Raw genomic sequence first — 26461 nt, forward strand, 5'->3', positions numbered from 1 at the left:
TGTAGGAGCCGTGCTATTCCTCTTGTCCCCGCTTCCCATGTCACCCCCCAGCCCATAGATCCCTTAATTTTCAAGCCTGCCGGAAGCCCCTCCAGGCCTACGGCTGCGCCCGCATTTTTTACAGGCGCGCGGTACTGCCGATCCAAGCGGCAAAACTGAATACGGACATTCTCGTCAACCGTGAATTATCAGGCAGGTTCCCCATGCAGTTCAGCGACTTACTGGCAGCGATCTCCACCCACGCGATCCGTCTGCAAACGGAAGAAGACGATCTGATCGTTCTGGGCGATGACCAAGCGTTGGACGACGCGCTCTGGGATCAATTGATTGCGCACAAACCCCAACTCCTGCAGTTGGTCGCCGAACATGGCGGTGACTGGCTGAGCCCGGCCTACCGCATCACCCCGGACATGCTGGCGCTGGTCAACCTCGACCAGCCGGCCATCGACCGCATCGTCGCGGCGGTCCCAGGCGGTGCGGCGAATGTGCAGGATATCTACCCGCTGGCGCCGCTCCAGGAAGGCATGCTTTATCACCATCTGTCGGCGCACCAGGGTGACCCTTACGTGCTGCACGCGCAGTTCGTGTTCGACAGCCGCGCACGTCTTGAGGCTTTTGCCGAGGCGTTGCAATGGGTCATCGACCGCCACGACATCCTGCGCACTTCGATGGTCTGGGAGCGCCTGGACGAACCGCTGCAAGTGGTGTGGCGCAAGGCTGTGCTGGCCTGCGAAGAGGCGCAGCTGGACGGTGCTGACCGCCTGGCTCAATTGCTCGCTCGCTATGATGCCCGCGCTTATCGCATGGACCTGGGCCAGGCGCCGCTGCTGCGCCTGGTGTTCGCTGACGACCCGGCCAACCAGCGGGTGGTGGCGATGTTGCTGTTCCACCACACCATCCTCGATCACACCGCCCTGGACGGCGTGCGGCATGAAATCCAGCTGTACTTGGCCGGGCAGCAAGCCCAGGCCTCTGCACCGGTAGCGTTTCGCAGCTATATCGCCCAGGTGCGCCATGGCGTCAGCGAGCAGGCTCATGAGGCGTTCTTCCGCGACATGCTGGCGGATATCGATGAACCGACGCTGCCGTTCGGCCTGCAGGATGTGCAGGGTGATGGCCAGGGGATCGACGAAGTGCGCATTCCCGTCGACAGCGCTCTGAGCCGCCGCCTGCGCAGCATGGCGCGCCCGCTGGGGGTGAGTGTGGCGAGCCTGATGCATCTGGCCTTGGCGCGGGTGCTGGGCGCAGTTTGCGGGCGGGAGGCGGTGGTATTCGGCACCGTGATGCTCGGGCGCATGGGCGCAGGCGAGGGCGGTGAGCGGGCCTTGGGCATGTTCATCAACACCTTGCCACTGCGGGTGGATGTGGGCGAGCAGGGCGTGCGCGCTGCGGTCAAGGTCACCCATGAGCGCCTCACGCGCTTGCTCGACCACGAACATGCGTCCCTGGCGCTGGCACAACGGTGCAGCGGCGTGGCGGCGCCTACGCCGCTGTTCAGCGCGATACTCAACTACCGTCACAGCGCCGCCACCGATATGGCGGCGGTGATTGAAGTGGCCGACGGCATCCGGGTATTGGGCGCCGAGGAGCGCACCAACTACCCGCTGACGGTGAACGTCGATGACCTGGGTGAAGACTTCGCGCTGACCGTGATGGTCGATGCCTCCATTGGCGCGCAGCGGGTAGCGAGCTACCTGCACACCGCGCTGGAAAGCCTGGCCGACGCCCTCGAACAACGACCGGATATGCCGCTCTGCGGCCTGAACATCCTGCCTGACGCTGAACGCCATCACTTGTTGCACACCTTGAACGACTGCCCCACGCACTACGCCGACACCCAGTTGATTCACCAGCACGTCGAAACCCACGCCGCCGCCCAGCCCGATGCCATTGCGTTGCGCTTCGAACAACACGCCCTGACGTACCGCCAACTCAACGAACGCGCCAACCAGGTCGCCCACGCGCTGCTGGCCCACGGCGTGCGCCCCGACGCGCGCGTGGCGATCTGCGTGGAGCGCGGCCCGCAGATGATCATCGGCCTGCTCGGCATCCTCAAGGCCGGCGCGGGCTATGTGCCCATCGACCCGGCCTATCCCCAGGAACGCATCGCCTACACCCTGGCCGACAGCCAACCGGTGGCGGTGCTGGTGCAGGCCAACACGGCGCAGCGGGTCGGTGCGCTGGCCCAGATCGACCTCGACCACCTGGGCCCGTTGCCCATCAGCAACCCCCGGCTGCACCTGAGCCCGGCCAACCTGGCCTATGTGATCTACACCTCCGGCTCCACCGGCCAGCCCAAGGGCGTGATGATCGAGCATCGCCAGGTCGCGCGCCTGTTCAGCGCTACCCACCACTGGTTCGGCTTCAACTCGCACGATGTGTGGGCGTTGTTCCATTCCTTTGCGTTCGACTTTTCCGTGTGGGAAATCTGGGGCGCGCTGATGCACGGCGGCCAGTTGCTGATCGTGCCGCAACTGGTCAGCCGCTCGCCGGATGAGTGCTACGCGCTGTTGTGCGATGCCCAGGTGAGTATTCTCAACCAGACGCCGAGCGCGTTCCGCCAGTTGATCGCGGCCCAGGGCAACAGCGCCCAGTCCCATTCCCTGCGCCAGGTGATTTTCGGCGGCGAAGCCCTGGAGCTGGGCATGCTCAAGCCGTGGTACGCACGGGCGGTGAATGCCGGTACGCAACTGGTGAACATGTATGGCATCACTGAGACCACCGTGCATGTGACCTACCGTGCGCTGGAAGCGGCCGACGCGCACTTGGTCGGTGTGAGCCCGATTGGCGTGCGCATTCCCGATTTGCAGTTGTACGTGCTGGATGCACGCCGTGAGCCGCTGCCCCTGGGTGTGGTGGGCGAGTTGTACGTGGGCGGTGCCGGGGTGGCGCGTGGTTACCTCAACCGCGAGGCGCTGAATGCCGAACGCTTCCTCGCCGACCCGGCCACCGGTTTGCGCATGTACAAGACCGGCGACCTCGGCCGCCTGCTGGCCGATGGCAGTGTCGAGTACCTGGGGCGTAACGATGACCAGGTCAAGATCCGTGGTTTCCGTATCGAACTGGGTGAAATCCAGGCGCACCTGGCCACGGCCAGCGGCGTGCGCGATGCGGTGGTGATCGCCCGTGAAGATCAGCCGGGCGACAAGCGCCTGGTGGCCTATGTGATCAGCGATAGCGAACTCAACGTAGCCGCCCTGCGTGACCATCTGCAGCGCAGCCTGGCCGAACACATGGTGCCCAGCGCCTTCGTGCGCCTGGACACGCTGCCGCTGACCACCAACGGCAAACTCGACCGCAAGGCCTTGCCCGCACCTGACGCCGACGCCGTGGCCCGGCGCGCGTATGCGGCGCCCCAGGGGGCGTTGGAAACCACCCTCGCCAGGCTCTGGCAAGACCTGCTCCACGTCGACCGTGTCGGTCGTGAGGACAATTTCTTCGAACTCGGCGGCCATTCGCTGCTGGCGGTCAAACTGATCGAACGCATGCGCCAGGTCGACCTCAGCGCCGATGTGCGCGTGCTGTTCGGCCAACCGACCTTGGCGGCGCTCGCTGCGGCGGTGGGCGGCCAGCAGAGCGTGCAGGTGCCGGCCAATCCCATTCAAGCAGACACTCAGGCCATCACCCCGGACATGCTGCCCCTGGTCGAACTGGATCAGACTGCAATCGACCATATCCTTGAGGCCGTGCCCGGTGGCGTTGCCAACGTGCAGGACATTTATGGCCTGGCGCCGTTGCAGGCCGGCATTCTCTACCACCACCTGGCGACCACCGAGGGCGACCCCTACGTGTTGCAGGTGCAGTTGCGCTTTCACGACCAGGGCGCCGTCGACGGCTTCGTCAACGCGCTGCACACGGTGATCGAACGCAACGACATCCTGCGCACCGCCATCCTCTGGGAGGGCCTGGAGGAGCCGGTGCAAGTGGTGTTACGCCAGGCGCCCTTGGTGGTCGAACGCCTGGATACGCTGGGCGGCGAGGCACTGGCGCACCTGCAACAGCGTTTCGACCCACGCCACTATCGCCTAGACCTGTCACGCGCCTCGCTGATGCGCCTGGCGTATGCGCAGGACAGCCACGGCGTGGTCGGCATTTTGCTGCTGCACCATATCCTTCTCGACCACACCGCCCTGCAGGTGCTGGTCGAAGAAATGACTGCCAGCCTGCATGGTCACAGTGCGCAATTGCCTGACGCGGTGCAGTACCGCAACTACGTGGCCCAGGCCCGCCTCGGTGTGACCCAGGCCCAGCACGAAGCCTTCTTCAGCCAGATGCTGGGCGACATCGATGAGCCGACCCTGGCCTTCGGTTTGCAAGACGTGAATGGCGACGGCAGCGGCATTCATGAAGCGCGCCTGCCGCTGGAGCCGGCGCTCAACCTGGGCTTGCGCGAACAGGCGCGGCAACTGGGCGTGAGCACTGCCAGCCTGGTGCACCTGGCCTGGGCCCAGGTGCTGGGCCAGGTGTCCGGCCAGCAGGAGGTGGTATTCGGCACCGTGTTGCTGGGGCGTATGCAGGGCGGCGAGGGTGCGGACCGGGCGCTGGGGATGTTCATCAACACCTTGCCGCTGCGGGTCAGCCTCGGCAGCGTCGGCGTACAGGCCGGCGTGCGCGCCACCCATGCGCGCCTGGCGCAACTGCTCGGGCACGAACATGCCTCGTTGTCCCTGGCCCAGCGTTGCAGCGGTGTGCCGGGCTCGCTGCCGTTGTTCAGCACCTTGCTCAATTACCGGCACAGCGCCGCCGATGAAGCCCCGGGGGACAACCCCTTTGCCGCCTCCGGTATCGAGATTCTCAGCTCCGAAGAACGCAGCAACTACCCACTGGTGCTCAACGTCGATGACCTCGGCACGGGCATGCGCTTGACCGTGCAAGGCGTGGCCGAACTGGATGTGCAACGGGTGGGCAACTACATGCTCACCGCACTGCGCCACCTGGTGACTGCGCTGCAACAGGCGCCGACCACCGCGTTGCACAGCGTGTCGATCGTGCCGCCGGCGGAGCGGCGCAAACTGCTGCAGGACTTCAATGCCAGCGCCCGTGAATACCCGTCGCACCTCAGCGTCGCCCAACTGTTCGAAGCCCAGGTGCTGGCCCGGCCGGAAGCCACGGCGGTGGTGCATGGCGAACGCGCCCTGAGCTACCGCGACCTTAACCGCCATGCCAACCGGCTCGCCCATCATTTACTTAACCAGGGCGTGCAGCCGGGTGAGCCGGTCGCCCTGGCGCTGCCGCGCTCCGTCGACCTGATCGTCAGCCAATTGGCGGTACTCAAGTGCGCGGCGGTCTACGTGCCGCTGGACGTCAACGCGCCGCCTGAACGCCAAGCCTTCATGGTGCAGGACAGCGGCGCCCGCCAGGTGCTGGACAACCTCACCGAGCTGAACCTGGACGTAATGCCTGCGACCAACCCCGCTGTGGCCCAGAGCTCGGACAGCGTGGCGTACATCATGTACACCTCCGGCTCCACCGGTACGCCCAAAGGCGTGTTGGTGACCCATCGCGGCATCAGCCGGCTGGTGATCAATAACGGCTACGCCGACTTCAACCCCCAAGACCGCATCGCGTTTGCCTCCAACCCGGCGTTCGACGCCAGCACCATGGATGTGTGGGGCGCGCTGCTCAACGGCGGCCAGGTCCAAGTGATCGACCACGCCACCTTGCTCGACCCGCTGGCGTTTGGCGCTGAACTCAAGGGCGCCACGGTGTTGTTCGTCACCACCGCGCTGTTCAACCAGTATGTGCAACTGATTCCACAGGCCCTGGCCGGCCTGCGCATTTTGCTGTGCGGCGGCGAACGTGCCGACCCGGCGGCCTTCCGCAGTCTGTTGGCGCAGGCTCCGGCGTTGCGTCTGGTGCATTGCTATGGGCCTACGGAAACCACCACCTACGCCGCCACCTATGAAGTGCGCGCGCTGGCCGTTGACGCCGACAGCGTGCCGGTAGGGCGGCCCATTTCCAACACGCAGATCTATGTGCTGGATGCACAGTTGCAGCCGGTGCCGCTGGGTATCACCGGTGAAATCTGTATTGGCGGGGAGGGCGTCGCCAAGGGCTACTTGAACCGTGCGCAGTTGACCGCCGAGAAGTTCGTGGGCAACCCCTTTGTCGATCAGCCTGGGGCACTGATGTATCGCACTGGCGACCTCGGGCGCTGGTCGGAGGATGGCCTGCTGGAGTGCCTGGGGCGCAATGACGACCAAGTCAAAATCCGCGGTTTCCGTATCGAACTGGGCGAGATCGAGGCACGCCTGGCCAGTTGTGCGGGTATCCAGGAGGTTGCCGTGCTCGCCCGTGAAGACGTGCCGGGGGACAAGCGCCTGGTGGCCTATTTTACCTGGGCCGGCGCAGACCTGGGCATTGACCAGGTACACGCGCACCTGCAAGGCCAACTGCCGGACTACATGCTGCCGTCGGCCTATATGCCGCTGGCCAGCCTGCCGTTGACCAACAACGGCAAGCTGGACCGCAAGGCATTGCCGGCACCCGACCAGGCCGCCTTGATCAGCCGTGGCTACGAAGCCCCGCAAGGCGAGGTGGAAAGCCTGCTGGCGCAGATCTGGCAGGACGTGCTCAAGCTTGAACGCGTGGGGCGCCATGATCATTTCTTCGAATTGGGCGGGCATTCGTTGCTGGCGGTCAGCCTGATCGAACGCATGCGCCAAGTGGGCCTGAGCGCCGATGTGCGCGTGTTGTTCAGCCAGCCAAGCCTGGCCGCGCTGGCGGCCGCCGTGGGCAGTGGCAGAGAAATCGTGGTGCCCGCCAATGGCATCCCCGCCGGCTGTACACAGATCACGCCGGCGATGCTGAGCCTGGTGCAACTGACCCCAGAGGTCATAGCGCGCATTGTCGCCAGCGTGCCGGGTGGTGCGGCGAATATCCAGGATATCTACCCGCTGGCGCCGCTACAGGAAGGCATTCTCTACCACCACATCAGCGCCGAGCAGGGCGACCCGTACCTGCTGCAATCGCGCATGGCCTTTGACACCGCCGAGCGCCTGCACGCCTTTATGGGCGCGCTGCAACAGGTGGTGGCGCGCCACGATATTTTGCGTACCGCTGTGGTGTGGGAAGGGCTCGACAGCCCGGTGCAAGTGGTGTGGCGCGATGCCAAGCTGGTGGTGCAGGAGGTGATGCTCGACCCGGCCGGCGGCGATGTGATGGCGCAACTGCATGGGCGTTTCGATGCGCGTCACTACCGCCTGGACATTACCCAGGCGCCGTTGCTGCGCATGGTCTATGCCCAGGACCCGGCGCACCACCGGGTCGCGGCGATCCTGCTGTTCCACCACCTGGCGCTGGACCACACCGCCATGGAAGTGGTCGGCCAGGAAATGCGTGCCTTCATGTTCAACCAGGCCCAGGACTTGCCCGCTGCCGCGCCGTTTCGCAACTATGTGGCCCAGGCGCGGCTGGGCGTCAGTGTGGCGCAGCATGAGCAGTTTTTCCGCGACATGCTCGCCGAGGTCGACGAGCCGACCTTGCCGTTTGGCCTGCAGGATGTGCAGGGCGATGGCCGTGCCATCGAAGAAGCCGAGGTGCACCTGGAGGCAGGCCTGGCCCGGCGCGTACGCCAGCAGGCGCGCCAACTGGGGGTCAGCGCCGCCAGCCTGATGCACCTGGCCTGGGCCCAGGTGTTGGGCCTGGTCTCGGGCCGCGACGAGGTGGTGTTCGGTACGGTGCTGATGGGCCGACTGCAAGCCGGCGAGGGCGCAGACCGTGCGCTGGGGATGTTTATCAACACCTTGCCGCTGCGGGTCGACGTTGCAGCCGGTACGACGCAGGCGGTCAAAGCCACCCATGCACGCTTGAGCGCCTTGCTCGGGCATGAGCATGCGTCACTGGCCCTGGCCCAGCGTTGCAGCGGCGTGCCGACCAGCACGCCGCTGTTCAGCGCCTTGCTCAATTACCGCCACAGCAACCCAGGGGAAATGGCCCGCGACGGCCACGGCATCTGGGAAGGCGTGCAGCTACTGGGCGGCGAAGAACGCAGCAACTACCCGTTGACCCTGAGCGTGGATGACCTGGGCGCAGGCTTTGGCCTGAGCGTGCTGGCCGTGCCGCAGATTGGCGCGCAACGCCTGTGCGACTACATACTCAGTGCCGTTGAGCAACTGATTGTCACCCTGGAGACGGCGCCCAACAGTGCGCTGCGCCAGTTACCGATTCTGCCCGCCGCAGAGCGCGACACGGTACTGCGCGAGTTCAACGCCACCGCCCACGACTTCCCCCATGGCCAGACCCTGCACGGTGCGTTTGAAGTGCAGGCCGAGCGCCAACCCCATCGCATTGCCGTGCAGCAAGGCAGTGAGGCGCTGACGTATCAGCAGCTCAATCAACGCGCCAACCAGTTGGCTCATCACTTGCTGGAACTCGGCGTGCAAGCCGACGACCGCGTGGCGCTGTGCTGCCGTCGCGGCCCGCAGATGCTGGTGGGGCTGTTGGGCATTCTCAAGGCTGGCGCGGGCTATGTGCCGATCGACCCGGCGTACCCCGCCGAGCGTATCGCCTACTTGCTGCAAGACAGCGCGCCCGTGGCGGTGCTGGCCGAGACCAGTACCCAGGAGCTGCTCGGTTCGGTTGCCCTGGTCGATCTGCATGACCCCGCCTGGCAGCGCCACTCTGTGAGCAATCCGCAACTGCCCACCCTGACGCCCGCGCACCTGGCGTATGTGATCTACACCTCCGGTTCCACCGGCCAGCCCAAGGGCGTGATGGTGGAACACCGCACCGTGGAAAACTTGGTGCATTGGCACTGTGAGGCCTTTGGCCTGACGGCGGTGAGCCACACCAGCAGCGTGGCCGGCATGGGCTTTGATGCCATGGCCTGGGAGGTCTGGCCAGCCCTGTGCGTCGGCGCGACCCTGCACCTGCCGCCCGCCGAGATGGGCAACGAAAACGTCGATGAACTGTTGGCCTGGTGGCTGGCGCAGCCGTTGGACGTGAGCTTCCTGCCGACGCCGGTGGCCGAATACGCCTTCAGCCTGCCCCAGCAGCACCCCACCTTGCGCATCCTGCTGATCGGCGGTGACCGCTTGCGCCAGTTCACCCAAGAGCGGCGCTTTGCCGTGATCAACAACTACGGCCCCACCGAAGCCACGGTGGTTGCTACCTCCGGACGCGTGCGGGCCGGGCAGGTGTTGCATATCGGCCGGCCCATCGCCAATGCCACCAGCTATGTGCTGGACGCGCACCTGCGGCCGGTACCGGTGGGCGTGGCCGGTGAACTCTATGTAGGCGGCAGCGGCGTGGCGCGGGGCTACCTCAACCGTGCCGAGCTGACGGTCGAACGCTTTCTGCAAGACCCGTTCAACCCAGGGCGCATGTACCGCACCGGTGACCTGGTGCGTTGGCTGCCCGATGGCAACCTTGAATACCTGGGCCGTAACGACGACCAGGTAAAACTGCGCGGCGTGCGGGTGGAACTGGGTGAAATCGAAAGCCGCCTGGCGGCACTGGACGGTATTCGTGAGGCCGTGGTGCTGGTGCGCGAAGGCCGCCTGCTGGCTTGGTTCACCGAACAGCGCCCGTTGCAGATCGAGACCTTGCGTGCGCACCTGCAAGCCCAACTGCCCGAGGCGCTGGTACCGGTCGCCTACATGCGGCTTGACCAGTTGCCCCTGACCGCCAATGGCAAACTGGACCGCAAGGCATTGCCAGAGCCAGACCAGTGCGCCTTGCTCAGCCGTGAATACCAAGCCCCCAAAGGTGACGTCGAAACCACCCTGGCGCGGCTGTGGGCCGAGGTGTTGCAGGTGGAGCAGGTGGGTCGCCATGACCACTTCTTCGAACTGGGCGGCCATTCCTTGCTGGCCGTCAGCCTGATCGAGCGCATGCGCCAGGCCGGCCTCAGCGCGGATGTGCGCGTGCTGTTCAGCCAGCCAACCCTGGCCGCGCTGGCTGCCGCTGTCGGCAGTGGCCGCGAAGTGCAGGTGCCGGCCAATCGCATCAGTGCCGATTGCCAACGCATCACCCCGGACATGCTGGCCCTGGTGAGCCTCGACCAGTCGGCCATCGACCAGGTGGTGGCTCAGGTGCCGGGAGGCGCTGCCAACGTGCAGGACATTTACCCGCTGGCGCCGTTGCAGGAAGGGATTTTCTATCACTACCTCACGGCGGCGAAGGGCGATCCTTACCTGCTGCAATCGCATCTGGCGTTTGACAGCATCGAGCGCCTGCACGCCTTTGTGTGCGCCCTGCAACAGGTGATCGACCGCCACGACATCCTGCGCACCGGGGTGGTGTGGGAGGGCCTGGCACAACCGCTGCAAGTGGTGTGGCGCCAGGCGCAGTTGTGCGTACAGGAACTGCACCTGCAAGGCGACGTACTCGCCGGCCTGCACGAGCGCTTTGATGCGCGGCGTTATCGCCTGGAAATCAGCCAGGCGCCGTTGATCCGCCTGATGTATGCCCAGGACCCGGTCAACCAGCGCGTGGTGGCGGTGCTGCTCTATCACCATATCGTGTTGGACCACACCGCCTTCGACGTGGTGTTGCGCGAAATGCAGGGCCACCTGTTGGGCCACGCCGCGCCCACCGCCGCGCCGATGCCGTATCGCAACTATGTGGCCCAGGCGCGCCTGGGTGTCAGCGAACAGGCGCATGAGCAGTTCTTCCGCCAGATGCTGGGCGATGTCGACGAGCCAACGCTGCCGTTCGGCTGGCAGGACGTGCGTGGCGACGGCAATGCCATCGACGAACATACCCTGCAACTGGACAGCCCGCTCAACCGCCGCCTGCGCAGCCAGGCGCGGTTGCTGGGGGTCAGCGCTGCCAGCCTGTTCCACCTGGCCTGGGCGCAGGTGCTGGCCGCGGTATCGGCGCGCCATACGGTGGTGTTCGGTACGGTGCTGGTGGGCCGTTTGCAGGGCGGCGAGGGCGCCGACCGCGCCCTGGGCGTGTTTATCAACACCTTGCCGCTGCGCCTGGATATCGACGACCAGGGCGCCCGCGCCGCCGTGCGCGCCACCCATGCGCGGCTGACCGAATTGCTCGGCCATGAACACGCCTCCCTGGCCTTGGCCCAGCGTTGCAGCGGTGTCGCGGCCCCGGCGCCGTTGTTCAGCTCGATGCTCAACTATCGCCATCGCGGCGCCGCCACCCGCTCGGCGGATGCGCAGTTGGCCTGGGAAGGCATGCAGACCCTGGTCAATGACGGGCGCACCAATTACCCGCTGACCTTGAACGTGGATGACCTGGGCGACGGCTACGCGTTCACCGCCCTGGCCCAGGTGGATGCACAACGGGTGTGCGGCTATATGCATAACGCGTTGAGCGGGCTGGTCGAGGCTCTTGAGCAGGCGCCGCACCAGGCGCTCAATCGCCTGCCGGTGCTGGGGCTGCAAGAGCGGCAACAGCTACTGGTGCAGTTCAACGCTACCGAGGTGAACTACAACCTCGACCAGACCCTGCACGGCATGTTTGAAGCCCAGGTTGTACGTACTCCGCAGGCCGTGGCGGTGAATGCCGGCGAGCACAGCTTGAGCTACCAGCAACTCAATGAGCGCGCCAACCGCCTGGCCCATCACCTGCGTGCCAGCGGCGTGCGTCCGGATGCGCGGGTGGGCATCTGCGTCGAGCGCGGCCTGGACATGGTCATCGGCCTGTTCGCCATCCTCAAGGCCGGCGGTGCGTATGTGCCGCTGGACCCGGCGTACCCGCCAGAGCGCATTGCCTACATGCTGCACGACAGCGCGCCGGTGGTGGTGCTGGCCCAAAGCGCCACCCGCGCCTTGCTGGGTGACGCGGTGGTGATCGACCTCGACCACAGCACCTGGCAGCACCAACCCATCACCAACCCGCCAGTACCGGGCCTCATTGCCCGGCACGCGGCCTATGTGATCTACACCTCCGGTTCCACCGGCCAGCCCAAGGGCGTGATCAACGAACATGCCGGGGTGGTCAACCGCCTGTTGTGGATGCAGGACGCCTATGGCCTCAAGGCCCACGATGCGGTGTTGCAGAAAACTCCGTTCAGCTTCGATGTGTCGGTGTGGGAGTTCTTCTGGCCGCTGTTCACCGGCGCACGCCTGGTGATGGCGCGCCCTGAAGGGCACAAAGACCCGGCGTACCTGTGTGAGGTGATCGCCGCGGAGCAGATCACGACCCTGCACTTTGTGCCGTCGATGCTCGATGTGTTCCTGGCCCACGGCGATGTCAGCCAGGCGGCGGGGTTGGTGCGGGTGATGTGCAGCGGCGAGGCCTTGCCGGGCAGCCTGGTGCGGCGTTTCAAGCAGCAGTTGCCGGGGATTGGTTTATACAACCTGTACGGCCCCACCGAAGCGGCAGTGGACGTGACGGCCTGGAACTGCGCCCGCCCTGAGGTGCCGGACAACACCCCGATCGGCAAGCCGATTGCCAATACTCGCCTGTATGTTCTGGACGGGCAGTTGCAGCCGGTGCCGTTGGGCGTGGTCGGTGAGCTGTTCATCGCGGGCGTGCAAGTGGCGCGGGGTTACCTGAACCGCCCTGAGCTGACCGCCGAACGCTTCCTCGACGACCCGTTCACCCCGGGGCGCATGTACCGCACCGGCGACTTGGGCCGCTACTTGCCCGACGGCACGCTTGAGTACCTGGGCCGCAACGACGATCAGGTCAAGATCCGTGGCCTGCGCATCGAGCTGGGAGAAATCCAGGCGCGCTTGATCGAGCATCCGGCGGTCAAGGACGCCGTGGTCGTCGCCCGGGACCAGCGCCTGGTCGCGTATTACACCGGCGCACCCACCGACATCGACGGCCTGCGCGCCCAGCTGTTGCAGCACCTGCCGGACTTTATGGTGCCGGCGCTGTTCATGCGCCTGGACGCCTGGCCCCTGAGCCCCAACGGCAAGCTCGACCGCAAGGCTCTGCCTGCACCGGGTATGGACGCCTTGCAGGTACGTGAATACGCGGCGCCCGAAGGCGACATCGAAATCCTCCTGGCCCAGCTCTGGGCCGAGCTGCTCAAGGTGGAGCGGGTAGGGCGCCACGACAACTTCTTTGAACTGGGCGGGCACTCGCTGCTGGCCGTGAGCTTGATCGGGCGCCTGCGCCAGGAAGGCATGGAAGCCGATGTGCGGGGCTTGTTCGAACAACCGACCCTGGCCGGCTACGCCGCAATGACCGAACGAATGGAGATCGTCCTGTGAACATCCTCGAGCTGCTGGCAACCCTGAAAACCAAGGATGTGCAACTGGCGCTCAAGGGCGAGCAGTTGTCGGTGAACGGCAACAAGCACGCCTTGAGCGACCCGGCGATATTGGCCGCCTTGCGTGAGCACAAGCCGGCGCTGATCGAACTGATCAAGGCCGGTGAATACGCCGCGACCAAGGCCGGTGAGGTGCAGGTGCCGGCCAATGGTATCCCGGCCAATGCCGAGCGCATCACTCCTGAAATGCTGACCCTGTCGACCCTGAACCAGGACGAGATCGAGCGCATTGTCGCCACGGTGCAGGGCGGCGTGGCGAATATCCAGGACATCTACCCACTGGCGCCGTTGCAGGAAGGCATTCTGTTCCACCATGTCAGTGCCGAGCAGGGTGACCCCTATGTGATGCAGTCGCAGTTCGCCTTTGACAACCTGGCGCGTTTCGATGCGTTTGCCCAGGCGCTGCAACGGGTGATGGACCGTCACGACATCCTGCGTACCGGGGTGGTCTGGGATGGCCTGACGCAACCCTCGCAAGTGGTGTGGCGCCAGGCACGCCTGCCGGTGCAAGCCTTGATGCTGGACCCGGGCGACGGCGATATCGCCACGCAACTGCATGACCTGTTTGATGCCCGCCACTACCGCCTCGACGTCACCCAGGCGCCGTTGCTGCGCCTGGTGCGCGCTGAAGACCCGGCCAACCAGCGCATCGTCGCCACCCTGTTGTTCCATCACATGGCGCTCGACCACAGCGCCCTGGACGTGGTGTGCCACGAAATGCAGGCGTGCCTGTTGGGCCAAGGCGCGGCCCTCGGCCAGGCCGTGTCGTTTCGCAACTATGTGGCGCAGGCGCGGCTGGGCATCAGTGAACAAGAACATGAAAGTTTCTTCCGGCGGATGCTCGGCGATATCAGCGAGCCCACCTTGCCGTTCGGTTTGCAGGATGTGCAAGGCGATGCGCGCGCCATCGCTGAAGTCAGCCTGCCGTTGGCGCCGGCACTGGCCCAGCGTTTGCGCGGACAGGCACGCCAACTGGGCGTGAGCGCCGCCAGCCTGTTTCACCTGGGTTGGGCCCAGGTGCTGGGGGTGTTGGCCGGCAAAGCCCAGGTGGTGTTCGGCACTGTGTTGATGGGGCGCATGCAGGGCAGCCATGCCACCGACCGCGCCCTGGGCATTTTCATCAATACCTTGCCGTTTCGCGTGGACGTGGACGCCCAGGACGTGCGCACCGCCGTCAAGGCCACCCACGCACGCCTGACCACGTTGCTGCGCCATGAACACGCGGCGTTGGCCCTGGCCCAGCGTTGCAGTGGCGTGCTCGCGCCGACGCCGCTGTTCAGCGCGCTGCTCAACTATCGCCACAGCGCGTCCGCCGCCAGCGCCGAGGCCGTGTCGGCGTGGCACGGCATCACCGCACTGCGCGCCGAGGAACGCACCAACTACCCGCTGACCCTGAGCGTGGACGACCTGGGCGAGGGCTTCGGCCTGAGTTTGCTGGCCAGCACCCTGGTCGACCCTCAACGCGTCTGCGCCTACCTGCACACCGCGCTGGAAAACCTGGTGAGCGCACTGGAACAGGCCCCCCATACCGCGCTTGACCAACTGTCGGTGGTGCCCGCTGCCGAACAGCGTTTGTTACTGGAACAGTTCAACACCACCCAGACCGTCTTCCCCCAAGGCACCACCCTGCACGGCAGGGTCGAAGCCCAGGCCGCGCTCACGCCGTACGCCATCGCCGCGGTGCATCAGGGCCGGCAACTGACCTATGCCGAACTGAACCAGCAAGCCAACCTGCTGGCCCATCATCTGTTGGCACTGGGGGTCAAGCCCGACGACCGCGTGGCGATTGTGGCGCGGCGCGGCCTCGATACCCTGGCCGGGTTGCTGGCGATTCTCAAGGCCGGTGCCGGTTATGTGCCGGTGGACCCGTCCCACCCGGCTGAGCGTCTGAACTATTTGCTCAGTGACAGCGCGCCAGTGGCGGTACTCACCCAGCACGCATTGCTGGAGCGCCTGCCGGCCCTGGAAGTGCCGGTGATCAATCTGGACCGCTTCACCTGGCAGCACCATTCGGCGAGCAACCCCACAATCGCCGTCGGCCCGACGCACCTGGCCTATGTGATCTACACCTCCGGCTCCACCGGTTTGCCCAAAGGGGTGATGGTGGAACATCACACTGTCGCCAACCTGGTGGACTGGCATTGCAGCGCCTTCGACCTGCGCGCCGGGCGGCATACCGCCAGTGTTGCCGGTTTCGGCTTTGACGCGATGGCCTGGGAAGTGTGGCCGGCGCTGTGTGTGGGCGCCACCTTGCACCTGCCACCGGCCCATGAGGGCAGTGAAGATATCGACGCACTGCTGGCCTGGTGGTGCGCGCAGCCTTTGGACGTGAGCTTTCTGCCGACGCCGGTGGCGGAATACGCCTTCAGCCAGAACATCGAGCACCCGACCTTGCGCACCTTGCTGGTCGGTGGCGATCGCCTACGCCAGTTCGGGCGGGCGCAGCGCTTTGAGCTGATCAACAACTACGGGCCCACCGAAGCCACGGTGGTGGCCACTTCCGGCAAGGTCGAGGCGGGCCAGCCGTTGCATATCGGCAAGCCCATCGCCAATGCCAAGGTCTACGTGCTCGACCCACACCAGCGCCCGGTGCCGCTGGGGGTGGCGGGGGAGTTGTACGTGGGCGGCAAGGGCGTGGCACGCGGTTACCTGAACCGTCCGGAGCTGACCGCCGAGCGTTTTCTGCGCGACCCGTTCAATGCAGGGCGCATGTACCGCACCGGCGACCTGGTGCGCTGGTTGCCGGACGGCACGCTCGACTACCTGGGGCGCAACGATGACCAGGTGAAAATCCGAGGCGTGCGCATCGAACTGGGCGAAATCGAGACCCAGCTCAACCAATTGCCCGGCATCCTGGAAGCAGTGGCGGTGGTGCGTGAAGAGCGGCTGGTGGCCTACTTCACTGAAAACCCGCAACTGGACCCGCTGACGCTGGTCGAGATCCGCGCCCACCTGGTGGCACATCTGCCGGACTACATGGTGCCCGTCGCGTTCATGAAGCTCGACGCACTGCCACTGACCGCCAATGGCAAGCTCGACCGCAAGGCTCTGCCAGCGCCGGACATGGCCGCGGTATTTACCCGCGAGTACGCCGTGCCCCAGGGCGAAATCGAAACCGTGCTGGCGCAGATCTGGGCTGAGGTGTTGCAGGTGCCGCGCGTGGGGCGTTATGACCATTTCTTTGAGCTGGGCGGGCATTCGCTGCTGGCCATGCGCATGGTGTCCCAGGTGCGCCAGCGGCTGGGCGTCGAATTGGCGCTGGGCGACCTGTTTGCCAACGCCGAACTGGCGGCGGTCGCCGAGGTGCTGGCCCAGGCCGGTCGCAGCACCTTGCCGGATATCTTGCCGGCCAACCGTGATGACGACGTGCCGCTGTCCTTCGCCCAGCAACGCCTGTGGTTCCTGGCGTTGATGGAAGGGGCCAACACCGCCTACAACATTCCCATCGGCCTGCGGTTGCGCGGGCAGTTGCATGTACAGGCGCTGCAACGGGCCCTGGCGCGCATTGTGGCGCGGCATGACACCCTGCGCAGCCGCTTCGCCCAGCAGGGTGACCAGGCCCAGGTGCTGGTCGTGCCGGCCGAAGAGGTGTTGGCGCTACAAGTGCAGGACCTGCGTCGCCACCCGCAGCCGCAACAGGCCCTGGACGCGCTGATCCACGGCGAAGCCTCGGCACCCTTCGACCTTGAACGCGGCCCGTTGCTGCGCGGGCGCCTGGTGGTGATGGCCGATGATCACCATGTGCTGTTGCTGACCCTGCACCATATCGTCTCCGACGGCTGGTCCATGGGCGTGCTGACCCGCGAGCTGATGGCGCTGTACCAGGCGTTCAGCCACGGCCACGCCGACCCGCTGCCGCCCTTGCCGATCCAGTACGCCGACTTTGCCGTGTGGCAACGCCTGTGGTTGAGCGGCGAGGTGCTGCAACGCCAAAGCAGCTTCTGGCAGCAGGCGTTGGCCGGTGCGCCAGCGTTGCTGACCTTGCCCACCGACCGCCCGCGCCCGGCGCAGCAGGACTACGCTGGCAGCAGTGTCGAAGTGCGCCTGGATGAACGCCTCACCGCCGGGCTCAAGGCCTTGAGCCAACGCCATGGCACCACCTTGTACATGACCTTGATGAGTGCCTGGGCGTCGCTGTTGGCGCGCCTGTCCGGGCAGCCCGAGTTGGTGATCGGCACGCCGGTGGCCAACCGCATGCGCACCGAAGTCGAGGGGCTGATTGGCCTGTTCGTCAACACCCTGGCGCTGCGTATCGACACCTCGGGCGAGCTGAGCACCGAGGCGTTGCTGGCGCGGGTCAAGGCGCTGACGCTGGAGGCCCAGGCCCATCAGGACTTGCCCTTCGAACAGGTGGTGGAAATTACCCGGCCGCCGCGCAGCCTGGCCCACAGCCCGCTGTTCCAGACCCTGCTGAGCTGGCAGGACAGCAGCGCGCCGACCCTGGCCCTGGGCGACCTGGCTCTGGAGAGCATTGTCGAGCACAGCCATTTCGCCAAGTTCGACCTGTCGTTGAACCTGGGGGAAGTGCAGGGCAGCATCCTCGGTGCGCTGGAATATGCCGTGGCGCTGTTTGACGAGTCGACGATGCAGCGCTACGTCGGCTATTTCACCCGCGTGTTGCAGGCCATGGTCGATAACGACCAGGCGGTGCTGGCGCAGGTGCCTCTGGTGGACGCGCGCGAACGTCGGCAACTGTTGGTGGATTTCAACGCCACTGCCATTGAGTACAACCTCGACCAGACCCTGCACGGCCTGTTTGAAGCCCAGGTGCTGCGCACGCCCCATGCCATTGCCTTGAAGGCGGGCGAGCAGCAACTGAGCTATACCGAACTGAACACGCGTGCCAACCAATTGGCCCATCACCTGCAAGCCCTGGGTGTGCAGCCCCAGGCGCGGGTGGCGATCTGCGTGGAGCGTGGCCTGGACATGGTCATTGGCCTGTACGCGATCCTCAAGGCCGGCGCCGCCTATGTGCCGCTGGACCCGGCCTACCCGCTGGAACGCATCGCCTACATGCTGCACGACAGCGCGCCGACGGTAGTGCTGGCCCAGGCCAGCACCCTCGGGTTGTTGGGCGAGGTGCCGGTGGTCAACCTCGATTCACCCACCTGGCAGCACCAGCCCACCCATAACCCGCAGGCGGCCAGCGTGGCGGCCTATGTGATCTACACCTCCGGTTCCACCGGCCAGCCCAAGGGTGTGATCAACGAACACTCTGGGGTGGTCAACCGCCTGCTGTGGATGCAGGACGAATACGGGCTGACGGCCAGCGATACGGTCTTGCAGAAAACCCCGTTCAGCTTCGACGTGTCGGTGTGGGAGTTCTTCTGGCCGCTGTGCACCGGCGCGCGGCTGGTCATGGCCCGCCCTGGCGGGCATAAGGACCCTGACTACCTGTGCCAGGTGATCGAGGCCGAGCGGGTCACAACGCTGCACTTTGTGCCGTCGATGCTCGACGTGTTCCTGGCTCACGGCGATGTCAGCCAGGCCGCCGGGCTGGTGCGGGTGATGTGCAGCGGCGAAGCCCTGCCGGGCAGCCTGGTGCGGCGCTTCAAACAGCAATTGCCGGAGGTTGGCTTGTACAACCTGTATGGCCCCACCGAAGCGGCGGTGGATGTCACCGCGTGGGACTGCGCGGGTGCCGTAGTGCCGGATAACACCCCCATTGGCAAGCCGATTGCCAACACGCGCCTGTATGTACTGGACGGGCAGCTACAGCCGGTGCCGTTGGGGGTGGTCGGTGAATTGTTCATCGCGGGCGTGCAGGTGGCACGGGGTTACCTCAACCGCCCTGAGCTGACCGCCGAACGCTTCCTCGACGACCCGTTCACCCCGGGGCGCATGTACCGCACCGGTGACGTGGGCCGCTACTTGCCCGACGGCACGCTCGAATACCTGGGGCGCAATGATGACCAGGTGAAGATTCGTGGCCTGCGCATCGAACTGGGGGAAATCCAGGCGCGCCTGAGCGAGCATCCGGCGGTGCAGGAAGCTGCCGTGATCGCCCGCGAGCAGCGCCTGATTGCCTATTACACCGGGGGGCCGAGCGAGGTCGAAAGCCTGCGCGCCCATCTGCTGCAACATCTGCCGGAATTCATGCTGCCGACGAGCTTTATGCACCTTCAGGCGCTGCCGCTGAGCCCCAACGGCAAGCTCGACCGCAAGGCGTTGCCGGCGCCGGGCCTGGACGCATTGAGCGTGCGCGACTATGAAGCGCCCGTGGGGGACACGGAAATCACCCTGGCCGCGCTGTGGGCCGAATTGCTCAACGTGGAGCGCGTGGGCCGGCATGACAATTTCTTTGAATTGGGTGGCCATTCCTTGCTGGCGGTCAGCCTGATCGGGCGCATGCGCCGCCTGGGCTTGTCGGCGGATGTGAAAGTGCTGTTTGGCCAACCGACCTTGTCCGCCCTGGCTGCGGCTTTGGGTGGTGGGCGTGAAGTGGCGGTGCCGGCCAATCGCATTGCGCCCGATTGCACCCGGATCACGCCGGACATGCTTGCGCTGATCACCCTGGAACCCGCTGCCATCGAGCGCATCGTCGCCAGCATCCCCGGCGGCGCGGCGAATGTGCAGGAGATCTACCCGCTGGCACCCTTGCAGGCCGGCATCCTGTATCAGCATCGCGCCGTGCAAGGTGACGACGCCTATGTGTTGCAGGCGCAGTTTGCCTTCGACAGCCGCCTGCGCCTGGACGCCTTCGCCCATGCCTTGCAGGCGGTGATCCAGCGCCATGACATCCTGCGCTCATCCTTCCATTGGGACGGGCTGGAGGAACCGGTGCAAGTGGTGTGGCGGACCGCCTCATTACGGGTTGAAAGCGGCCCGTTGCTGCCACGCCTGGACCTCGGCCAGGCACCCCTGATGCGCCTGGTGTATGCCGAGGAACCACAACGGGTAGTGGCGACGTTGCTGTTTCACCATCTGGTGATGGACCACATCGCCCTGGACATCCTGCAACACGACATGCAGGCCTTCCTGTTGGGCGCGCAAGACACCTTGGCCGCGCCCGTCCCGTACCGCAACTACGTGGCCCAGACCCGTCTGGGCGCTGAGGACCACGAGACGTTTTTTCGCGAGATGCTCGCTGGGGTCGACGAACCCACTGACTTACCGCACCTGGGCACCGATGAGCGAGTGAAGGTGAGTCTCGACCTGGGGTTGAGTCGGCGCCTGCGCACTCAGGCGCGTCAAGCCGGCGTCAGCGCCGCCAGCCTTATGCACCTGGCCTGGGCCCATGTGCTGGGCACGGTCTGCGCCCGTGAACAGGTGGTGTTCGGCACGGTGATGCTCGGCCGCCTGCAAGGTGGCGAAGGCGCCGAGCGCGCCATGGGCGTATTTATCAATACCTTGCCGCTGCGAGTCGTCCTGGGTGAACACTCGGTACTGACCGCGCTGCGTGCCACCCATGGGCGCCTGACCCAACTGCTCAGCCATGAACACGCGCCCTTGGCGCTGGCCCAGCGTTGCAGCGGCGTACCGATGGCCACGCCGTTGTTCAGCGTGCTGTTCAACTATCGCCACAGCGCACCCCAGGCCGGGGGTGTGGCCGAGGCGTGGCAGGGGATCGAAGTGCTCAAGACCGAAGAGCACACCCACTACGGCGTGTCGGTGAGCGTGGATGACCTGGGTGAAGGTTTCAGCCTCACGGCCATGGGGCAGGGGGCCCGACGCTTGGGTGACTACCTGCATAACGCCTTGGTGCAGGTGGTGCAGGCACTGGAAGAGCGCAGCGACATCGCGCTCAATTGCTTGTCGATCCTGCCTCAGGCCGAACGCCAGCAACTGCTTGAGGGCTTCAACGCCACAGCCCGCGCGTTCCCCCGTGAACGCAGCGTGCAACACCTGTTCGAAGCCCAGGTCCAGGCGCGCCCCGATGCGGTGGCGGTGCGGCACGGCGAGCAACGGGTGAGCTACGGCGAGCTCAACCGCCGCGCCAACCGCCTGGCCCATCACCTGCTCGGCCTGGGTGTGTGCCCCGGCGATAACGTGGCGATCCTGCTGCCACGCTCGGTGGCGTTGTTGGTCAGCCAACTGGCGATTCTCAAATGCGCCGCCGCCTATGTACCGCTGGACATCAACGCGCCGGCCGAACGCCAGGCTTTCATGCTGCAAGACAGCGGCGCGGCCTGGCTGTTGACCCGCAGCGACTGCAGCGTGGAGAGTGCGGTGCAGCGCCTGGATCTGGACACCCTGGCCCTCGACTCATACCCCGAGCACAACCCGGGCCTGCCGCAGTCTACGCAGAACGTGGCGTACATCATGTACACCTCCGGCTCCACCGGCATGCCCAAAGGCGTATTGGTGCCGCACCGTGGCATCACGCGCTTGGTGCTCAACAACGGCTACGCCGATTTCAATCCCGATGACCGCGTAGCCTTCGCCTCGAACCCGGCGTTCGATGCCAGCACCATGGATGTGTGGGGGGCATTGCTCAACGGCGGTCAGGTGCAGGTGATCGACCACGCCACCTTGCTCGACCCGCTGGCGTTTGGCGCGGCACTTCAGGGCGTGACGGTGCTGTTCGTCACCACCGCGCTGTTCAACCAGTATGTGCAACTGATTCCCCAGGCCCTGGCCGGCTTGCGTATTTTGCTGTGCGGCGGCGAGCGTGCCGACCCGGCGGCGTTCCGCAACCTGCTGGCATTGGCACCGGGGTTGCGCCTGGTGCATTGCTACGGGCCGACCGAAACCACCACCTACGCCACCACTTATGAGGTGCACGCGCTTACCGCTGATGCCGACAGCGTGCCGGTAGGGCGACCCATTTCCAATACGCAGGTCTACGTGCTGGATGCGCAGTTGCAGCTGCTGCCCGTGGGGGCGACCGGTGAAATCTGCATCGGCGGCGACGGTGTCGCCCAGGGCTACCTGAACCGACCTGAATTGACGGCTGAAAAGTTCGTGCAGAACCCGTTCAACCCAGCTGCCTGGCTGTACCGCACCGGCGACCTCGGGCGCTGGAGCGCAGACGGCTTGCTGGAGTGCATCGGGCGCAATGACGATCAAGTGAAGATCCGCGGCTTCCGCATTGAGCTGGGTGAGATCGAAGCACGCTTGGCCACATTCGCCGGCATTCGCGAAGGGGTGGTGCTGGCCCGCGAAGACGTGCCGGGGGACAAGCGCCTGGTGGCCTACTTCACCTGGGCGGGCGAGCCGGTCGGCATCGAGCCGGTGCGCGCTTATCTGCAGGCGCACTTGCCGGCCTACATGGTGCCCTCGGCCTTTGTGGCACTGGAGCATTTGCCGTTGACGGCCAATGGCAAGGTCGATCGCAAAGCCTTGCCGACGCCGACCTGGGACGCTGCGGCCAGCGGCACATTCGAAGCGCCAATTGATGCACTGGAGCAGACCTTGGCCCAGCTGTGGGCCGAGGTGTTGAAGCTTGAGCAGGTGGGGCGCCATGACAGTTTCTTCGAACTGGGCGGGCATTCCTTGTTGGCAATTCGCCTGGTCAATCGGCTGGACGAGGCCGGGTTGCCGGTGTCGCTGGCCGAGCTGTTCGAGCATGCCAGCGTGGCCTCGGTCGCGGCGCTGCTGCGCCTACGCGGTGACGAGGCGCTGCCTGAAACGGCGGTGATCACGGTGCGCTGCCGTGGGTCGCAGGCGCCGTTATTTCTGGTGCATGAGTTCAGTGGTATGGACGTGTACTTCCCGGCGCTGGGCCAGCACCTGCCGGGCGATTACCCGATTTATGGCCTGCCGGGCCTGGCGCTGGGCGAGGCGCATCTGGACAGCATGGAAGGCTTGGCCGCGCGCATGGTTGGGCTGATTCGCCAGATCCAGCCCCACGGCCCTTACCGCCTGGCGGGGTGGTCGTTTGGGGGGGTGCTGGCCTATGAAGTTGCCATGCAGTTGCTGGGGCAGGATGAGGCCGTGGCGTTTCTCGGCTTGATCGACAGTTACGTGCCGCGCATGACCGACCAGGGCAAGGCCCGCTGGAGCGGGCCGGACGCCCTCAAGCGGCATTTGTTGTTGCAGTGCACGGCCTATTGGAAGGCACAGGGAGGTGTGGATGAGCTGGCGAGCCTGGAACAACTGGAGGCAGGCCTTGGACAGCTGGACATTGCGGCTCTGCTGCAACGCTGTCGCGATCAAGGTTTGCTATACGCGCAAATGGCAGCGGCGACGGACGCCGATCTGTTGAGCTTTTTGCAACGGGAAGTCGGGCACGGGCATGCCTTGGCCCATTACAGCCTGTTCCCGCTGCCGATCCCGGTGCACCTGTTCAGCGCCGAGCAGCGGCCCACCGAACTGTCGCGGCGCAGTGCCGCGCTGGGTTGGGACACCGCCCTGGCGCCTGGGCAACTGCGCCAGGTGCAGGTGCCGGGGGATCACCAGAGCATGATGCAGGCGCCGCATATCCAGAGCCTTGGCCAGGCCATGAGCCAAGCGCTGGCGGCGAGCACCCCGGTGAGTTGCGCGGCGCACTCACCCTTGCTGCGCATCCAGAGCGGGCGCGCCGGTTATGCACCGGTGTTCTGCGTGCCGGGCGCGGGAGACAGCGTCACCGGCTTTGTCGGTTTGAGCGAAGCTTTGGGGCGCGACTGGCCGTTGTATGGCTTGCAGCCACGCGGGCTGGATGGCGAAGCGGTGCCCCATAGCCAGGTGGAAGCGGCGGCCCAGTGTTACCTGACGGCGCTGGAACAGGAGTGCCCCGAGGGGCCGGTGCATCTGGTGGGGCATTCGTTCGGCGGCTGGGTGGCGCTGGAAATGGCGCTGCGCTTGCAGGCGATGGGGCGTGAGGTGGGCTCTTTGACGGTGATCGACAGCGAGGCGCCGGGGCGTGCGGGCAAGGCTTATACCTCGACGGCGGCGTTGTTGCGGTTGATCGAGGCGATGCAGTTGGCGGCTGGGAAGTCGCTGGGGATTGATGCGGTGGACTTTGCCGGGCGCGATGAGGTGGCGCAGCGGCAAGCGTTACACGCGGGGATGGTGAATGTGGGGTTGTTGCCGGCGCGTGCGGCGGTGGAGGCGATGGTTGGGCCGGCGCGCACTTACGCGGCGGCGTTGCGTACGGTGTATCAGCCGCAAGGGCGGTATGAGGGGGTGGTGCGCCTGGTGTTGGCGCAGGACCCGGCGCTGGATGCGGCGGGGAACCAGCGGGAGCAGGGGTTGATGGTTGAGGGGTGGCGTGGGCAGGGGGGTGGGTTGCAGGTTTGGTATGGCTTGGGGAATCACTTTACGTTGCTCAAGGCGCCGAATGTTTTGGGGTTGGCCAGGTGGTGGTTGGAAGATGTCAGGGTTGGGGAGGTGGTGTCTTGAGGGGGGGGCACCGATCCAAATGTGGGGGCAATAGGGGGTTGTCTGTGTACATATCCATTTCTGCGGTAACGGCCACTTATGGTTCCGCTCTGACAGCGGGTCACTTTTGGAAAGGCCCAAAAGTAACCAAAAGGCCTTCGCCCCACCACTCGGCACCTCGCCTAGGCTCGGTGTGCCCGAACGCAGGTTTTGCAGCGTGGGCCGCCGCAATGGGCCATCCATGGCCCAGTGCGGCTAACCCGGCGTCCTGCCGGGTTACCCACGCTGCAAAACCTGCGTTCGGCCAGCGTGGTTTAACGGGGCGATTGCAGATCAAAAGCAGAGCGCGGCGGCCTTATAGCCGACCGGTTTTTGAAGGTGAACTCGGTGAGATATGTGGGGGCAGGCATGCCCCCGGTAACCACGATGCGAAGCGAGCCGCTCTTGATCTTGATCTGCTTTTGATCTCAGGCGCCCCGTTAAACCACGCTGGCCGGAATTCGACAGGGATTTGGGGGGTAAACCGGCAGGGATGCCGGTTTAGCCGCCCAAATCACTGGCGGATTACGGGCACACCGAGCCTAGGCGAGGTGCCGAGTGGTGGGGCAAGAGCGTTTTGCTTACTTTTGCGCTTTTCAAAAGTGAGCCGCTGTCAGAGCGGAACCCTAAGTGGCCGTTACCGCAGCAATGGATATGTACTCATTCCAACCCAACTAAATGGTCGACCAGAAGGCCGCCTTCGCGAGCAAGCCCGCTCCCACAGGTTGATCGCGGGGTGTCAGGTAGACAGGGGTCGGCTGTCAGGCCGCCATCGCCGGCAAACCAGCTCCCACACCAAGGGCCCTAGCCACGCATTTGTACTCAATCAAGAAGCCAACCATGCAAACGTCTAAATTCCGCAAAATCGGCATTCTGGCTATAGCGGCCGTCGCAATCGGCCTGGCCATCTACACCGTAAACGCCCCCGCCGACGCCCCCCAGTACCTCACCGCCACCGCCGAACGCGGCGATATCGAAAACGCGGTATTGGCCACCGGCCTGCTCGAAGGCGTCAAACAAGTCGACGTCGGCGCCCAAGTCTCCGGCCAGCTCAAGTCGCTGAAAGTCAAAGTCGGCGACAAGGTAAAGAAGGGCCAATGGCTGGCCGAAATCGACCCGTTGATCCTGCAGAACACCCTGCGCAAAGCCCAGGTCGATGAAGAAAACCTCCAGGCCCAACGCCGCGCGACCGCCGCGCAACTCAAGCAGGCCAAGTCCGTGTATGAGCGCTACAAGGGATTGCAGGCCGACGAGTCGGTGTCACGCCAGGATTTTGAAGACGCCGAATCGACCTACCAGGTACAGCAGGCCAACCTGCTGTCCCTGGACGCGCAGATCAAAAGCGCACACATCCAGATCGACACCGCCAAGGTCAACCTGGCCTACACCCGCATCAACGCGCCCATCGACGGTGATGTGGTGGGCATCGTCACCCAGGAAGGCCAGACCGTGATCGCCAGCCAGTTGGCGCCCGTGCTGCTCAAGCTCGCAGACCTGGACACCATGACCGTCAAGGCCCAAGTGTCGGAAGCGGATGTGATTCATATCAGCCCCGGCCAGCAGGTGTACTTCACCATTCTCGGCGAGGCGGACAAGCGCTATTACGCCAAGCTGCGCGGCACTGAGCCGGCGCCGCAGAACTTTCTGGAAACCCAGACCGCTGGTACACCAAAGCAAAACACCGCAGTGTTCTACAACGCGCTGTTCGACGTGCCCAACCCCGACCACCGCCTGCGCATCGCCATGACCGCCCAGGTGCGCATCGTGCTCGACACCGCCGAGGCCGCGCTGATGGTGCCCGTGGCGGCGCTGGGCGTGCGCAATGCCGATGGCCGCTACGAAGTGCGGGTGCTGGATGCCAAGGGCAAGGCGGTGGCCCGCACGGTGAAGACCGGTATCAATAACAACGTCAAGGTGCAGATCCTTGACGGCCTGGCCGAGGGCGACACCGTGGTGATCGGCGATGCTACACCTGCCGTGGCGGGGAGTTGA

Annotated in this window: 3 protein-coding genes; all 3 read left to right on the forward strand. The window is 65.3% G+C overall.

What is annotated here, in order from left to right:
* The first annotated feature begins 203 nt into the window (after positions 1-203).
* The 3 genes from N2A98_RS10720 to macA all read left to right on the forward strand — a co-directional run bounded on the left by N2A98_RS10720 (position 204) and on the right by macA (position 26461).
* Complete coding sequence (locus N2A98_RS10720) at positions 204-13127, forward strand: non-ribosomal peptide synthetase (RefSeq protein WP_275623394.1); 12924 nt, start codon at positions 204-206, stop codon at positions 13125-13127.
* Positions 13124-24451, forward strand: a complete 11328-nt coding sequence (locus tag N2A98_RS10725) for a non-ribosomal peptide synthetase (protein WP_275623395.1) — start codon at positions 13124-13126, stop codon at positions 24449-24451. Before N2A98_RS10720 ends, N2A98_RS10725 begins: the two co-directional genes overlap by 4 nt.
* An 858-nt stretch (positions 24452-25309) precedes the next feature.
* Positions 25310-26461, forward strand: a complete 1152-nt coding sequence (gene macA / locus N2A98_RS10730) for a macrolide transporter subunit MacA (protein WP_034135256.1) — start codon at positions 25310-25312, stop codon at positions 26459-26461.

It is taken from the genome of Pseudomonas sp. FJ2-5-13 (assembly GCF_029201605.1).
Lineage (GTDB): Bacteria > Pseudomonadota > Gammaproteobacteria > Pseudomonadales > Pseudomonadaceae > Aquipseudomonas > Aquipseudomonas lactis.